10 protein-coding genes are annotated in these 14,587 nt (G+C 73.5%); 8 read left to right on the top strand and 2 right to left on the bottom strand.

The window, feature by feature from the left end:
• Positions 1–65 precede the first annotated feature (65 nt).
• The 4 genes from M4D54_RS08810 (at position 66) to proC (ending at position 7,187) form a co-directional block, all read left to right on the top strand.
• The gene (locus M4D54_RS08810) at positions 66–4,847 is read left to right on the top strand and encodes a hypothetical protein (protein WP_259890993.1); all 4,782 of its coding nucleotides are present in this window, start codon (positions 66–68) and stop codon (positions 4,845–4,847) included.
• Complete coding sequence (locus tag M4D54_RS08805; protein ID WP_259890991.1) at positions 4,844–5,134, top strand: hypothetical protein; 291 nt, start codon at positions 4,844–4,846, stop codon at positions 5,132–5,134. Before M4D54_RS08810 ends, M4D54_RS08805 begins: the two co-directional genes overlap by 4 nt.
• Positions 5,135–5,165: 31 nt before the next feature.
• Positions 5,166–6,167: a DUF368 domain-containing protein gene (locus M4D54_RS08800; protein ID WP_259890989.1), complete on the top strand. Its 1,002-nt coding sequence runs from the start codon at positions 5,166–5,168 to the stop codon at positions 6,165–6,167.
• A gap of 75 nt (positions 6,168–6,242) precedes the next feature.
• Positions 6,243–7,187 carry a pyrroline-5-carboxylate reductase gene (gene proC / locus M4D54_RS08795; protein ID WP_259890988.1) on the top strand — a complete coding sequence of 315 codons (945 nt, stop codon included), beginning with the start codon at positions 6,243–6,245 and terminating at the stop codon, positions 7,185–7,187.
• A gap of 3 nt (positions 7,188–7,190) precedes the next feature.
• On the opposite strand, the gene M4D54_RS08790 is transcribed toward proC, so the two are convergent.
• Together M4D54_RS08790 and M4D54_RS08785 are read right to left on the bottom strand one after the other, a co-directional pair.
• A complete protein-coding gene (locus M4D54_RS08790; RefSeq protein ID WP_193864378.1) occupies positions 7,191–7,859 on the bottom strand; it encodes a TrkA family potassium uptake protein in 669 nt (222 codons plus the stop codon).
• Between the two features lie 54 nt (positions 7,860–7,913).
• The gene (locus M4D54_RS08785) at positions 7,914–9,329 is read right to left on the bottom strand and encodes a TrkH family potassium uptake protein (RefSeq protein WP_396121482.1); all 1,416 of its coding nucleotides are present in this window, start codon (positions 9,327–9,329) and stop codon (positions 7,914–7,916) included.
• Between the two features lie 98 nt (positions 9,330–9,427).
• On the opposite strand from M4D54_RS08785, the gene M4D54_RS08780 reads away from it, so the two are divergent.
• The 4 genes from M4D54_RS08780 (at position 9,428) to M4D54_RS08765 (ending at position 14,555) form a co-directional block, all read left to right on the top strand.
• On the top strand, positions 9,428–10,672 hold the full coding sequence (locus M4D54_RS08780) for an acetoin utilization protein AcuC (RefSeq protein WP_259890987.1): 1,245 nt from the start codon (positions 9,428–9,430) through the stop codon (positions 10,670–10,672).
• 100 nt (positions 10,673–10,772) lie between these two features.
• Positions 10,773–12,620 carry a dynamin family protein gene (locus tag M4D54_RS08775; protein WP_193864380.1) on the top strand — a complete coding sequence of 616 codons (1,848 nt, stop codon included), beginning with the start codon at positions 10,773–10,775 and terminating at the stop codon, positions 12,618–12,620.
• Positions 12,617–14,314, top strand: a complete 1,698-nt coding sequence (locus tag M4D54_RS08770) for a dynamin family protein (RefSeq protein WP_259890986.1) — start codon at positions 12,617–12,619, stop codon at positions 14,312–14,314. The genes M4D54_RS08775 and M4D54_RS08770 overlap by 4 nt, the downstream gene beginning before the upstream one ends.
• A gap of 142 nt (positions 14,315–14,456) precedes the next feature.
• Entirely contained in the window at positions 14,457–14,555 is a 99-nt protein-coding gene (locus M4D54_RS08765; protein ID WP_003792170.1) for a 30S ribosomal protein bS22, read from the top strand.
• Positions 14,556–14,587 lie beyond the last annotated feature (32 nt).

Here is a 14,587-nt window from a genome sequence, read left to right as displayed (position 1 = left end):
CGCCTGACGCCCCCTACGGCACGCCTGCGCCTGCCTGTGGCGCGACCCCGGTAGCGTTGCGGACTATGTGGAGATTCCTGCGCGGGAAGAAGAGCCCCGACCCGTCGGCCCCGCCTGCCGGCCGCCGCGACGACGCCCCGGCGGCGACCCGCGGCAGCACCCGCGCCCCCTCCGCCACGGGTGATGCCCACGGCGACGGCACGTCCGTCCCGGCCGCCGGACCCCACAGCGCCGACGCCCCCGGCGCCGCCCACCACGGTGCGCACCTGGCCGAGCGGCGACGCGCCGGCGGTGAGCCCCCGCGCCACCCCGGGGTCGATGTCGTGGTCGAGCAGCGCCTGGGCGGGGCCGATGCCGGCACCGCCCCCGAGCAGGACGAGGACTCTCTTCCCCGGCTCCCGCGCGAGCACCGCCCCCTCAGCCGCGAGGACGTGGTGTCCGATGCCCTGGACCGCTGGCGCCAGCAGATCACCGGCGGTGAGACCGCGCCTTCCTTCCTCACCCAGATGCGCGCCGGCACCACCTTCCTGGACCTCACCCATTCCCACCCCTCGGGCCTTGCGCAGCTGCTGGCCGGGCGGGGCCCCACCCGGCTGTCCTCGCTGGTGCGGGAGGTGGGCGCGCTGGCAGATGCACGCGCCCATGCCCGCACCCTGCGGGAGATCGCGGAGCGTCACGCCGAGGAGGTGGGCCTGACCACCTGCCACCTGGGCATCGGCGAGGCCACCTGGCACCCGGAGGACGGCTCCGAGCCCGTGCACGCACCGGTGCTGGTACGGCCCATCACCCTGCGCCTGCGCGGCAACGCCCGCGAGGACGTCGACCTCGACCTCGACGCCACCGCAGATCTCAACCCGGTGCTGCTGCGCGCCCTGCGCGAGGCCGGCGTCGCGGTCGATGCCCGAGCTCTCCTGGCCACCACCGACAGCACCCACGGCTTCGACCCCAACCCGGTGCTGGACGCCTTCCGCGCCCTCGGCCAGCCCCTGCCGGGCTTCCGCATCACCCACGCGCTGGTGGTCGGCAACATCATGGACGCCGCCGGTTCGGTGGGGGAGGACCTCGCCTCCGACCTGGGCGACTGGGCGAGCAGCCCCGTGGTGGCCGCACTCGCCGGCCACGGGCCCGCACGGGACGAGGTGCGGGCCGGAGTCCGGGAGCAGGAGGAGGGCCACCAGGACCAGGACGACACCCTTCGGCGGGACCCGGGCCGGGATGCTCCGGAGCAGGACGACCCGGATCTGGACGTGCTGGTCCCGGAGGACGAGCTGGTCGCGGCCGTGGACCCGGACCACCGGGAGGCACTCGCCCACGTGCTGGCCGGCAAGCACCTGGCGATCGCGGCGCCCCCCGGCGCGGACACCCTCGACCTGGTGGTGGACCTGGCCGAGGAGCTCAACGCCCGCGGCCGCAGCGTGCTGGTGGTCTCCCAGCGCCGCCGCAACCTCGCCCAGCTCACCGCCAGCGCCGAGCAGCGGGGCATCGACGAGCTGCTCTTCGACCTCTCCCCGGATCCGTCCCTGCAGCGCAACGCCTCCGCCTCCCTTCTGCGCAGCCTGCGGAGGGCAGGAACCTTCGGCCTGGGAGCCGAGGACTCCGCCGCCGAACCGGAGGAGCTCACCCGCACCCGCGAGATCCTCACCGGCCACGTCGAGGCCATGCACCGGATCCAGCAGCCATGGGGTGCCTCCGCCCACGATGCGATCTCCGCGCTCGCGGCACTGACCCGCCAGCGGCCCGCGCCGCGCACCACCGTGCGGCTGCGCTCGGACGTGGCCGCCCAGATGATCGGCCAGGAGCGCGAGAGGTACGCCTCCGCCCTGCGCGAGGCGGCGACCGTGGGCGTGCTCAGCACCGGCCCGGAGACCACCGCCTGGTACGGGGCGCCCATCAGCTCCGACACCCAGGCCGAGCGCGCCGCCGCCCTGGTCGACGAACTGCGGGAGGGCATGCTGCCCCAGCTGCACCGCGCCGCCACCGCGACCGGGGAGAGGATCGGACTGCGCCCCGTCGACTCCCTCGACGAGTTGCTGGGGCGCCTGTCGATGCTGGAGCGCGTGCGCGGCGTGCTCACGATCTTCCAGCCGGCCGTGTTCCGTGCCGAGCTCGCCGACCTGGTGGCCGCCACCGGAGACAAGACCTGGCGCGCCGAGAACGGCGTCACCATGGGGTGGGGAGTGCGGCGCCGACTGCGCAAGGAGGGCGAGGCGCTGCAGCGCCCGGCCTCCCTCACCACGGACCTGCACCGCGACCTGATGGACGCGCGCCGGGTGCGGGACTCCTGGCGGCAGGTCGCCCAGGAGGACTCCGTCCTCCCCTCCGTCCCCGAGAACCTCGATCAGGTGCGCTCCACCGCCCAGCACGCCCAGCGGATCCTCGATGAGCTCTCCGTGCTGCTGGACGGCACCGAGGCCGGTCACGCCCTGGCCCGCACCCCCTTCGAGCAGCTCCAGCAGCGCCTGGACGCCCTGGACCGCGACCGCGACGACCTGGAGACCCTGCCGCGTCGCACCGAGCTGCTGCGCCGCCTGGACTTCGATGGGCTCGGTGAGCTGGTGGAGGACCTGCGCACCCGCCGCGTACCGGCCGTCCACGTCACCAGCGAGCTGGACCTGGCGTGGTGGCGCAGTGTGCTGGAGTTCATCGCCGGCGCGGAGCCCACCATCTCCCAGTACGACGGCACCTCCCTCTCCCAGGTCGCCGAGCGGTTCCGGCGCCTGGACGCCGAGCACCTGGCCGGCTCCTCCGCCCGCGTCCACGCCGCTGCCGACGAGGTGCGGGTGCGCACCATGAAGGCCTACCCCGACACCTCCCGGGCGGCGATCGCCGAGCTGGCCCGGGCCTCCACCGTCTCCATCCGGGACCTCTCCGCCAAGTACGAGGACATCCTGTTCCGCTCGCGCCCCACCTGGCTGGCCTCCCCGTACCTGGTGCCCCAGGTGATCCCGCGCGGCCGTCACTTCGACGTGGTGATCGTGGCCGACGGCGGGCGGCTGCCCACCGCTGCGGCGCTGCCGTCGATCGTGCGAGCAGCCCAGACCGTGGTGGTCGGTGACCCGCTGGAGTACGGAGGGGACCAGCAGCCCAGCCTGCTGGACGACATGCTGCGGATCGCCACCCACGTGGAGCTGGGGCGGGACGACCGCCCCGCCGCCGAGGGGCTCCGCGCCTTCGCCCAGCGCCGCGCGTTGGTGCGCGAGGTGCAGGCCGTGCCCAGTCCGGTCGCCTCCGAACCGGACCGCCTGGTGCTGGTGGAGAACGGGCGCGGTCCGGTCACCGCCGGCATGGAGTACGTGGAGAGCACCGAGGGTGAGCTGCGCCGGGTCACCGACCTGGTGATCGAGCACGCCCGCAGCCGCCCGGAGCGGTCCCTCGCGGTGCTCACCTTCACCGAGGAGCATGCCCGGCGCCTGATGGAGCGGATCATGCAGACCGTCGCGGTGATCCCGGCACTGCGCGGCTTCTTCGACCCTGCCGCCAAGGAGTTCTTCACCGTGCTGCCGGCCGCCCACGCCTCGAGCATCGTGCGCGATGACGTGATCGTCTCGGTGGGCTTCGGCCGCACCCCGCACGGACGCCTGCTGCACCGCTTCGGCCCACTGTCGGAGGCCGGGGGCCGCAAGGCCCTGGCCACCGTCATCACCCGAGCGCGGGGTCGCACCACCGTGGTCTCCTCGATCGATGTGCAGGACCTGGACCCCGCGCGTCTGCGCTCCGACGGCGCCCGGGATCTGCGCGCCATGCTCTGGGTGCTGCGCGGCGGGGCCGACGTCGAGGTGGTGCCGCAGGTGGCGGCCCTGACCGGAAGCGATCAGGTGACCCCAGCGCAGCCCGTACCCGCACCCGCACCCGCACCCGCACCCACACCCGACCCGACTCCCGACCCCGACGCCGCGGCCGAGCCGGCGCCGGAGGCCGCGCACAGCAGCCCCGACGAGGCCGAGACGTCGATGCCCGCACAGGCCCCTGATGGCGGCCGTGCCGAGGGGGCGGAGATGTCCGACGAGGACTTCGACGCCGCCCTCGAGGCCGCCCTGGCCCGCAAGTCCACCGGCGACACCGCAGCGCTCGATGCCACCGCCGAGGATGAGTCGGGTCCCGGGCCGCAGGCGGCGGCAGTCGACAGCTCGTCCGAGGCCGCGGCCGACGCCGAGGAGGAGGGCACGGCGGAGCAGCCAGCGGACGACGCCGCACAGGAGCCCGTCGACAGCGCCGCGCAGGAGCCCGTCGACAGCCCGGCCGGGGAGCTGGAGACCGATGCCCTGGTGAGGGACCTCGCCGATCGTCTCTGGCGGCTGGGACTCGTGGTGGAGAGCGACTTCGGGCCCACCTCGGACCGCATCGAACTGGCCCTGGGCCACCCCGAGCTGCCCGGCCGCCTGCTGCTGGCCGTGGACACCGACGGCTCCCGCTACGTGGGCACCGCCAGTCAGCGCGAGCGCGACCGCCTGCGCGCCGAGCGACTGGAGGAGGCAGGCTGGGCCACCGAACGGGTGTGGTCCTGGGCGCTGTTCATCGACCCCGACGGGGAGGCCGAGCGGATCCGCCGCGCCGTGGAGCGGGCCCTGCGCCTGGTGCAGACCGACGAGCAGGCCGATGCCCTCACCGGTGTGGGCACCGTGCGCCACCGCCTCCCGCGGCCGCAGATCCCCGCCGGGCACCCGCTCTCGTTCTACTCCAGTGAGGACTTCGACGCGGTGGTGGAGTACATCTGCTCCGACGGCCGTGCCCGCCTCGAGGAGCACCTGGCCACGGAGGTGCGCAGCTTCCTGGGCTTTGAGCAGCGCTCCGTGCTGCTGGACGTGTCCGTCTCCAGCGCGATCCGCCGCTACCAGGAGCGGCAATGAGCACCGAGCGCCCCGGGGGAGGGGAGCACCGGCCTCGGCGCGGGCCGGTGGTGATCTCCTCCCTCACCGGCAAGCCGATGGAGTGGGATCCCGATGCGGGCACGACGCGTGACCCGGGCGCGTCGGCCGGCGCGGGTTGCCCCCGCGCCACCGGCAGCGCTTCGGACCGGCGGCGACCGATCCTCCCGGACCGTCTGGACGAGGACCAGTCGGAGCCGGGTGCCGATGAGTCCAACGACGCCCGCATCGCGGGTGATGTGCCTCCCCACTGGGGCCGCGGCCGCTGACCCCCGGCCACCCGAGACGTACGCTGGAGCGATGACCGAGAGCGCGGCCACCACGACCACCACGGCGACGTCCCCCTCCCCGCAGGAGACCGTCCGCGGGCCACGCCACCGCAACGTCCTCGGCAATGCCGCTCGCGGCGCGCTGATCGGCCTGGTGGAGACCATCCCCGGTGTCAGCGGCGGCACCGTAGCCCTGGTCACCGGGATCTACGACGAGCTGATCGATTCCGGCCACCACCTCACCTCCGCGGTGCGGCGCCTGGTCACCGGGCCTGACCGCCGCCAGGGTGTCCGCAACGAGCTCCGGGCGGTGCCCTGGGTGCTGGTGGTGCCGCTGATGATCGGCATGGCGCTGGCCGTGCTGCTGGTTGCCGGTCCCATGGCCCACCTGGTGGAGACCAGTCCCCAGCTGATGCGGGCCCTGTTCTTCGGCCTGGTGCTGGGCAGTGTGCTGGTGCCGATCAAGCTCTCCGGCGGCGCCTGGCGCGCGCCCGAGCTGGCACTGTTCGCCGCCGGTGCCCTCGGAGCGTTCGTGGCCACCTCCCTGCCCGGGACGGCCCTCGAGCCGAGCCCGTGGGTGATCGCCCCTGCCGCCGCGATCGCCGTGTGTGCCCTGGTGTTGCCGGGCCTGTCCGGCTCGTTCATCCTGCTCACCCTGGGTCTCTACCAGCCCACGCTGCGCGCGGTCGATGCGCTGGACATCGGCTACATCGCCTGGTTCGGGCTGTGGGCGCTGGTGGGGCTGGTGGTGATCGTGCGGATCATGCGCGTGCTGCTGGTGCGGCACCACCGCGGCACCATGGTGGTGCTGGCCGGTCTGATGATCGGAGCCCTGCGCACCCTGTGGCCCTGGCAGGACGCCGGCGGAGGCCTGCTGGCACCGGAGGCGAACTGGCCGCTGCTGATCGCCACGGCGATCGGCGGAGTGGTCCTGGTGCAGCTGCTGGTGCTGATCGAAGGGCGCACCATCGACCGCGATCGGGACACGGGCGGCGGTGGCGACCCCTCCGCGATCACACCCGCTGGATCCTGAACCCCTCCGCCGGCTCCGGTTCCTCGGGCTCCGTGCGCGGTGCTGCTCCCGAGACCGGCCACTACCCTGGGATCCATGACGGACAGCACCACGCCCCGGACCACGGCCCGCCCCGATGCAGCCACCGCCGATGCAGCAGCTGGGGACGCAGCAGCCCCGGTTGCGTCATCCCGTTCTGACGGTGCCGAATCCGAGGCCCCCGGTCACGACCTCGCGGACCTCACCATCGTGGTGATCGGGGCGGGCAACATGGGCGGCCCCGTGGTGCAGGCGTTCCTCGCCTCCGGGGCCGATGCCGGCACGGTGCTGATCTCCAATTCCACCCCGGACAGCAGTGCCCGCGCCGCCCAGGAGCTCGGCGCGACCGCTGTCGAGGACCGCGCCTCCGCGCTGCGCGAGGCCGACGTGGTGGTCCTCGGCGTCAAGCCGTACCAGATCGTGGAGCTCACCTCGGAGATCGCCGAACTGATCCGCGAGGACGCCATCGTGATCTCCCTGGCCGCCGGGATCACCCTGCAGGCCATCGAGGACGTGCTGCCGGCGGGCCACCCCGTCGTGCGGGCGATGCCCAACACCCCCATCTCCGTGGGGGAGGGCGCCGTTGGGCTGATGCGTGGCAGCGCCGTCACCGAGTCGCAGCACGCGCTGGTGCGTGCCCTGTTCGCGCAGGCCGGGGTGGTCGAGGACATCACCGAGGAGCAGGTCCACGCCTTCATCGGCGCCGCGGGCTCGCTCTCGGCCTTCACCTTCTCCCTGATCGAGGCGATGACCGACGAGGCCGTGCGGCTGGGACTGAAGCGCGATCTGGCTGACCGCCTGGTGCAGCAGACCGTGCGCGGCGCCGCCACCATGCTGATGCGGACAGGTCAGCACCCCGCGGTCGCCAAGAACGGGGTGTCCAGCCCCGGGGGTACCACCGTCGAGGGCCTGGCGGTGATGGAGCGCCAGGGCGTGCGCCCCGGCATCGCCGCGGCCATGCAGGCCGCCGCCGAGCGCTCACGCGAGCTCACCGGGGAGTGAGGTTCACGGACGGGTGGAGAACCGCTCGATCAGGTCGGTGTGCCCCGAGACGATCAGCAGGTCGTGCTGGGTCACGATGGTCTCCGGCGTGGCGTAGGTGAAGTCCCGGCCCGGGGACTTCACACCCACCACGGTCACGCCGTAGGTGGCGCGGATGTCCGACTGCGCCAGCGTGTAGCCCTGGGTCTCACGCGGGGGCCGCATCTTCACGATCGCGAAGCCGTCGTCGAACTCGATGAAGTCCAGCAGACGGCCGTTGACCAGGTGGGCCACGCGACGGCCGGCGTCGGCCTCCGGGAACACCACGTGATGGGCGCCGATCCGCTCCAGGATCTTGCCGTGCGAGGAGGAGATCGCCTTCGCCCAGATCACCGGCTTGCCCAGGTCCACCAGGTTCGCGGTGATCAGCACGCTGGCCTCCAGGGAGGTGCCCACGCCCACCACCGCCACGGAGAACTCCGCGGCACCGATCTGTGCCAGGGACTCCATCTGGGTGGCGTCGGCCTGCACCACGTGGGTGAGGCGGCCGGAGTACTCCTGCACCAGGTCGTCACGGGTGTCCACGGCGAGCACGTCGGTGCCCAGCTCCTCGAGGGTCAGGGCGATCGAGGCGCCGAACCGACCCAGGCCGATCACCAGCACTCCGCTGTCGTCGCGTTCTCTGCGAGGCACGTCTCCTCCTTCGTCGGCCGCCACAGTCTAGGTCCGTGCCGGACTCCTGCGTGATCAGCCCACCACCGGGCGCTCGTGCGGCAGGCGCACCATCCGCGAGCGCTGCCGCAGTGCCAGCGCCGCCCCCAGGGTCATCGGGCCCAGGCGCCCCACGTACATGCACACGATGATCACGTACTTCGCTGGGCCGGAGAGATCCGGGGTGATGCCGGTGCTCAGGCCCACGGTGCCGAAGGCGGAGAGCGCCTCGAACAGGGTCTGGTCCAGGGTGAAGGGGGTGATGCGCAGCAGCGCGAAGGTGGCCGCGAACACCACCGCCGCGCTCATCACCAGCACGCCGATCGCCTGCCGGATCGTCTCCTGCGGGATGCGCCGGCCGAAGGCCTCCACATCGGGGTTGCCACGGATCTCCGCCCAGATCGACAGCACCAGCAGCGCGAAGGTGGTCACCTTGATGCCGCCGCCGGTGGAGCCCGAACCGCCGCCGATGAACATCAGCAGGTCGATGAACAGGCGCGACTCACCGGTCATCTGGCCGATGTCCAGGGTGGCGAAGCCCCCGGAGCGCGGCATCACCGAGGCGAAGGCCGCCGCCAGCAGCTTGGTGCCCACCGAGTGTTCACCCAGGGTGGCCGGATTGGACCACTCCATCAGCAGCAGCCCCAGCCAGCCGGCCACCAGCAGGATCCCCGAGGTCGCGAGGGTGAGCTTGGAGTGCAGGGACCAGCGGCGGGGCGTGCGCCAGGCGCGGGCCACCGCCAGGATCACCGGGAAGCCCAGCGATCCCACCGCGACCGCGAGGCCCACCGGAACGGTGAAGAACGGATCGGCCAGGTACTGCGCGGTGCCGGCCGCCTCGGGGACGAACCCCGCGTTGTTGAACGCGCTGATCGCGTAGAACAGCCCCAGGAACAGCGACTCGCCCAGGCCGTGCTCGGTGACGATCATGTACGGCGTCAGCGCCACGAAGGTGGCCGCCTCGAAGGCGGTCGAGGTGATCACGATGGTGCGCAGCACCCCGCCCACCTCGGCCAACTGCTCGGCGCGGGTCTCCCGCGCCGCGATCAGGCGCTGCGCGAGCCCCATCGACCGCAGCACCGACAGTCCCAGCAGGGAGGCCAGGGTGAGCACGCCCAGCCCGCCCACCTTCATCGCGATCATGATGACCACCAGCCCGAAGGTGGACCAGTGGGTGCCGGTGTCCACGGTCACCAGGCCCGTCACGCAGATCGCGGAGACAGCGGTGAACAGGGCGTCCACGAAGGGGGTGCGCTGCCCGTCGGCCGCGGCGATCGGCAGTGACAGCAGCGCGGTGAACACGCCGATCATGGCGGTGAACACGATCAGCAGCAGGCGCGCGGGGGAGGAGCGTCCCAGCTCCTCGAAGAACTCGCTGATCGCGCGCCGCCAGCGGGCATTGCGCGACATGGGCGGCAGATGGCTCGGGGTGCCCGTCACGCGAACGGCCATGGCACCTCCTGCTGGTCTTCGGGGCCCGCGCAGCTGCGCGCCCTCGTCGCGGCGCAGTCTACGTCCGCATCCGGCCTGCGCTGGGTACGCTTCGGGGCATGCTGGCAGACGACGCGCCGCCCACCACCACTGCGGATTCCTGCGCGGTGGTGTGGGACGAGGGGTTCTGCCGCTACGACTTCGGGCCCTACCACCCCATGTCCCCGGTGCGCCTGACCCTCACCCTCGACCTGGCGCGGGCGGCCGGACTGCTGGATCGTCCCGGCGTCGAGGTGATCGAGGCGCCGGTGGCGAGCCAGGAGCAGCTGGCCACCGTGCACGAGCGCCCCTACATCGAAGCGGTACGGCGCGCCTCCACCCCGCTGCTGCTGGAGGCGCACGACGAGCTGATCGGCGTGGGCATCGGCGGGGACGACGTCCCTGCCTTCCCCGGCATGCACGAGGCCTCGGCCCAGATCGTCGGCGGCTCGATCGCGGCGATCGACGCGATCCGCTCGGGCCGCGTCGCCCGCGCGGTCAACGTGGCCGGCGGCATGCACCATGCCCGTCCCGGCCGGGCCTCCGGGTTCTGCGTGTACAACGACGCGGCGATCGCCATCCGCCACGCCATCGACGAGGGCGAGCCGCGAGTGCTGTACGTCGACGTGGACGTCCACCACGGCGACGGCGTGGAACGGGCCCTGTGGGACGAGCCCCGGGCCGTCACCGTCTCCATCCACGAGAGCGGGGAGCACCTGTTCCCCGGCACCGGCTTCGTGCAGGACACCGGCGGTGCGGGTGCGCTGGGCTCCGCGATCAACGTCCCTCTGCCGCCCCGCACCGATGCCGACGGCTGGGTGCGGGCGATCCGCGCCACGGTGCCCGCGCTGGCCCGAGCGATCCGCCCCACCCTGCTGGTCACCCAGCACGGAGCGGACACCCATCGGGTGGACCCCCTGGCCGACTTCACCGTCTCCCTGGAGGCGCAGCGCGCGGTGATGGTGCTGATGCGCGAGATCGCCGACGAGGTGTGCGAGGGCCGCTGGCTGGCCCTGGGCGGCGGCGGGTACGCGGTGGTGGACGTGGTGCCGCGCTCCTGGGCGCACCTGATCGCGGTGGCCACCGGTGACCCGGTGGACCCCGATCAACCCCTGCCGCAGGCCTACCTGAACGCGGAGGCCCGCGCGCGACTCGAGCACGGGCTCACCCCGGAGCCGGCGATCCGCACCTTCGGGGACGGCAGGCCGCTGGCCGTGCGCGACTGGGAATCCGGCTTCGATCCGGAGGATCCTCTGGACCGAGCGGTCCAGGCCGCCCGCCGGGCCGCCTTCCCCGAATGGGGCCTGGACCCGTTCCACGACTGACGACCACGGCGGATCGGTGCCCGGCCCTCGCCGAGCATCCGTCGCGGGAGGGACACCTGCCACAATGAGCCCGTCACATCACCGTCCCGACGGGGGAACCATGAACGACCGGGGATCCATCACCACGGAGCAGCCCACCGTGCTCGGCACCTTCGCCGAGGACCTGCGCTCCTTGGAGCTCCCGTTGCCCATCGAGGGAGCGGAGCAGGCCCGCCGGGAGGTCTCCGGGGCCCTGTCCCAGCTCGCCGACCACGTCGCTCCGCGCCTGGCCTCCCTGGACGCCCCGCTGCTGGTGGTGGTGGGCGGCTCCACCGGTGCCGGCAAGTCCACCCTCGTCAACGCCCTGGTGGGGCATCCGGTCAGCCGCACCGGCGCCATCCGCCCCACCACCCGGCGGCCCGTGCTGCTGCACCATCCCGAGGACTCCGCCTGGTTCGCCGGCTCGCGGATCCTGCCGGGCCTGGCGCGGGTGCGCGGGGACGGCCAGCCCGTCGCAGCGCAGGAGGCCCTTCCCCCCGCCGGCGGTGATGCCGGGGCGGCCGGTGCCGGGGACGAGGCCGCCGCCACCAGCCTCGAGCTGCGCGCCGAGCCCTCCATCCCCCGGGGCCTGGCGATCCTGGATGCCCCCGACATCGACTCCGTCTCCACCGGGAACCGGGAGCTGGCCCGCCAGCTGCTGCGCGCCGCCGACCTGTGGCTGTTCGTCACCACCGCCAACCGCTACGCGGACGCCGTGCCCTGGGAGGTGCTGCGCACCGCCGCCGAGCGGGACGTCACCGTCGCCGTGGTGATGAACCGCATTCCGGACAGGCCCGGCGTCGCCGAGGAGCTGGGCCCGGACCTGCGCGCCATGCTGGATCGCGAGGGCATCGAGGTGGCACGCCTGTTCCTGGTGGTCGAGAGCGAGGTCGACGAGCGCGGCATGCTGCCCGCTGCCGCCGTCGGCGAGCTCACCGGGCACCTGCGGGACCTCGCCGCCGATGCGGAGGGCCGCGGAGCGATCGCCCGCCGCACCCTCGCCGGGGCCGTGGGCCGCCTGGCCGGCTCCGCCCGCGAGATCGCCGACCATGCCCGCATGCAGGAGTCCGAGCGGGACCGCCTGCACGCCGAGGTGGTGGCCGCCTTCGCCGATGCCCGCGACCGCATCGAGCAGTCCATCGGGGACGGCTCCCTGCTCCGAGGCGAGGTGCTGGCCCGCTGGCAGGACGTGGTGGGCACCGGCGAGTTCTTCCGCGGGGTGGAGAGCTTCGTGGGGCGCATGCGCGATCGCATCGGCGAGATGCTCAGCGGCCGCCCCGCCCCCTCGGTCGCCGCGGAGCAGGCCCTGGGCACGAGCCTCGTGCACGTGGTCATCGACGAGACCGCACGCGGTGCCGAGCGCGCCGAGCAGTCCTGGCGCAGCAGCCCCGCCGGGCGCTACCTCGCCGAGGGCCAGGACCTCTCCCGCATCCCCGACGGGTACGGGGAGGAGGTCGCCGCTGCCGTGCGCGCCTGGCAGGGCGACGTGCTGGAGCTGGTGCGCCAGGAAGGCGCGGACCGTCGCACCCAGGCCCGGCTGATGTCCCTCGGTGTCAACGTGGTCGGGGTGGCACTGATGATCGCCGTGTTCGCCTCCACCGCCTTCATCCCCACCGGCCTCGAGGTCGGCGTGGGGGCCGGCACCGCCGTGGTCGGCCAGAAGCTGCTGGAGACCCTCTTCGGCGACGAGGCCGTGCGCCGCATGGCGCGCATCGCCCGCGAACGCCTCACCACCCGCCTGGACTCCCTGGTCGCCGGGCGGTCCGCGCCCTTCGAGGACCGCCTGGCGGAGCTGAGCGGCATCGGCGGGGCCGAAGCGCTGGATGCCGATGCTGACGCCCTCGAGGCCCTGGCCGCCGAGATCCGCGAGGACCGCGGCGCACGCCCCGAGCAGGGCACGGCATCTGCAGACTGGGAGGGTCCCCGATGAGCCCCCGTCGACGACGCGGGGATCAGACCGTCCCTCTGGTGCAGCGCCTGGACGCCCTGGACCGCGCCGTCGAGGTGCTCGAGGACGTCGCCCCCACCGGGGAGGTCCAGGCCGCCCGCGAGATCATCGACCGCATCGACCGGCGCCGCGCACTCTCCGCCGAGCACACCGTGATCGGCCTGTTCGGCGCCACCGGCTCCGGGAAGTCCTCCCTGGTCAACGCGCTGGTCGGAACCGAGGTGTCCAAGGCCGCGGTGCGCCGCCCCACCACCTCCCGCCCGGTCGCCGCGGTGCTGGGCGAGGTGGGCTCGGACGAGCTGCTGGACTGGCTGGGCGTGCCGGACCGCCACCACCTCGACGGCAGCGGCACGGCCCTGGAGAAGGCCGGCCAGGAGCCCGCCCGCAAGCGACGGCTGCGGGCGGCCGATCCCGAGGTGCCGCCCGGCCTGGTGCTGCTGGACCTGCCGGACCTCGACTCCGTGCAGGTGGACAACCGCGCCGTCGCCGCACGCATGACCGGCCTGGTCGACGTGATCGTGTGGGTCACCGACCCTCAGAAGTACGCCGATGCGGTGCTGCACCGCGAGTTCGTCCAGCCCTTCGCGAGCCATGACGCCGTCACCGTGTTCGTGCTCAACCAGATCGACCGGGTGCGGCCCGGTGAGCGCGAGGCCGTGGTGGCTTCTCTGGAGGGCATCGCCCGGGCCGATGGCCTCACCTCCGCGCCCGTGCTCGCCGCCTCCGCCACCACCGGTGAGGGCCTGGAGGAGCTGCGCACCCACCTGCTGGACATCGCCCGCACCCGCGATGCAGCGGCCTCGCGGCAGCGCGCCGATGTCGCCTCCGCCGCCGAGCGTCTGCGCGAGGCCGCCGATCCCGCCGGCCTGCGCGAGCGCGTGGACGACGGCACCGTGGACACCCTGACGGAGGACCTGGCCGCCGCGGCGCGTGTGGAGCCGGTCGCCAAGGCCGTGGGCGCGTCCTACCGCTACCGCGCCTCCGGCCGCGTGGGATGGCCGCCGCTGCGCTGGCTGCGGCGCTTCCGCGCGGATCCGCTGCGGCGGTTGAACATCGGTCAGGAGCGCGACGAGGAGGGCCTGGAGCGCACCTCCCTGCCCGAGCCCGATGCCGGGACCCGCGCCCGCGCCTCCGGTGGGGTGCGCGCCTTCGCCGATGCCGCCTCCGAGGGCGGCACCGATCCGTGGCGATCGGCGGTGCGCCGTGCCGCCCGGTCCCACGAGGAGGCCCTGCCCGACGCTCTGGACCAGGCCGTCGCCGAGGCCGATCTGCGGGGCCGGGCCACGCCCTGGTGGTGGCCGGTGTTCGACGTGCTGCAGTGGCTGGCCCTGCTCACCTGGGTGGTGGGGCTGGGCTGGCTGGCCCTCAACGCCGCCCTGGTGTTCTTCGGGATCCCCCCGCTGCCGCTGCCGATGATCGAGGAGCTGTGGATCCCGATCCCGCTGCCCACCGCCCTGATCGTGCTGGGCGTGGCCGCAGGCATCCTGCTGGGCATCACCGGGGCGGCGCTCGCGGCGATGACCGGCGCCTGGCACCGGCGGCGTGCCCGGCGGGTGCTGACCGTGCGGGTGCGCGACGTGGCCGATGACCTGATGGTGGATCCGGTGCAGGAGCAGCTGGACCGTGCGGCCTCCGCTGCGAGCGATCTCGCACTGGCGGCCGGGGAGTCCCGCTGAGTCGGGTGTAGAATGATGCGTCGACCGTGGCGCTCCTCCGTGCCCTCGCCCGTGCAGCAGCGCTGAGGCGGGAGCGAGCGGGGCGCGCACTCCCGAACAGCTGGACCACCCGCAGGCTCATGCCTGCAGAACTGAGGCACCTATGGGTTCTGTCATCAAGAAGCGCCGCAAGCGCATGGCCAAGAAGAAGCACCGCAAGCTGCTTCGCAAGACTCGTCACCAGCGCCGCAACAAGAAGTGAGCGCAGCGTGAGAATCGCGGGGCCCCCCCCCC

Origin of the sequence: Brachybacterium sp. p3-SID1565, from assembly GCF_025143785.1 — a bacterium.
GTDB classification, from domain to species: Bacteria; Actinomycetota; Actinomycetes; order Actinomycetales; family Dermabacteraceae; genus Brachybacterium; species Brachybacterium epidermidis.
This window is presented reverse-complemented; position numbering and strand designations above follow the sequence as displayed.

Bases quoted from the DNA above. Each gene is read 5' to 3' on its own strand.
- M4D54_RS08810 (WP_259890993.1), top strand. From the start codon at position 66: ATGTGGAGATTCCTGCGCGGGAAGAAGAGCCCCGACCCGTCGGCCCCG.
- M4D54_RS08785 (WP_396121482.1), bottom strand. From the start codon at position 9,329: ATGGCCGTTCGCGTGACGGGCACCCCGAGCCATCTGCCGCCCATGTCG.
- M4D54_RS08770 (WP_259890986.1), top strand. From the start codon at position 12,617: ATGAGCCCCCGTCGACGACGCGGGGATCAGACCGTCCCTCTGGTGCAG.
- M4D54_RS08800 (WP_259890989.1), top strand. From the start codon at position 5,166: ATGACCGAGAGCGCGGCCACCACGACCACCACGGCGACGTCCCCCTCC.
- proC (WP_259890988.1), top strand. From the start codon at position 6,243: ATGACGGACAGCACCACGCCCCGGACCACGGCCCGCCCCGATGCAGCC.
- M4D54_RS08765 (WP_003792170.1), top strand. From the start codon at position 14,457: ATGGGTTCTGTCATCAAGAAGCGCCGCAAGCGCATGGCCAAGAAGAAG.
- M4D54_RS08805 (WP_259890991.1), top strand. From the start codon at position 4,844: ATGAGCACCGAGCGCCCCGGGGGAGGGGAGCACCGGCCTCGGCGCGGG.
- M4D54_RS08775 (WP_193864380.1), top strand. From the start codon at position 10,773: ATGAACGACCGGGGATCCATCACCACGGAGCAGCCCACCGTGCTCGGC.
- M4D54_RS08780 (WP_259890987.1), top strand. From the start codon at position 9,428: ATGCTGGCAGACGACGCGCCGCCCACCACCACTGCGGATTCCTGCGCG.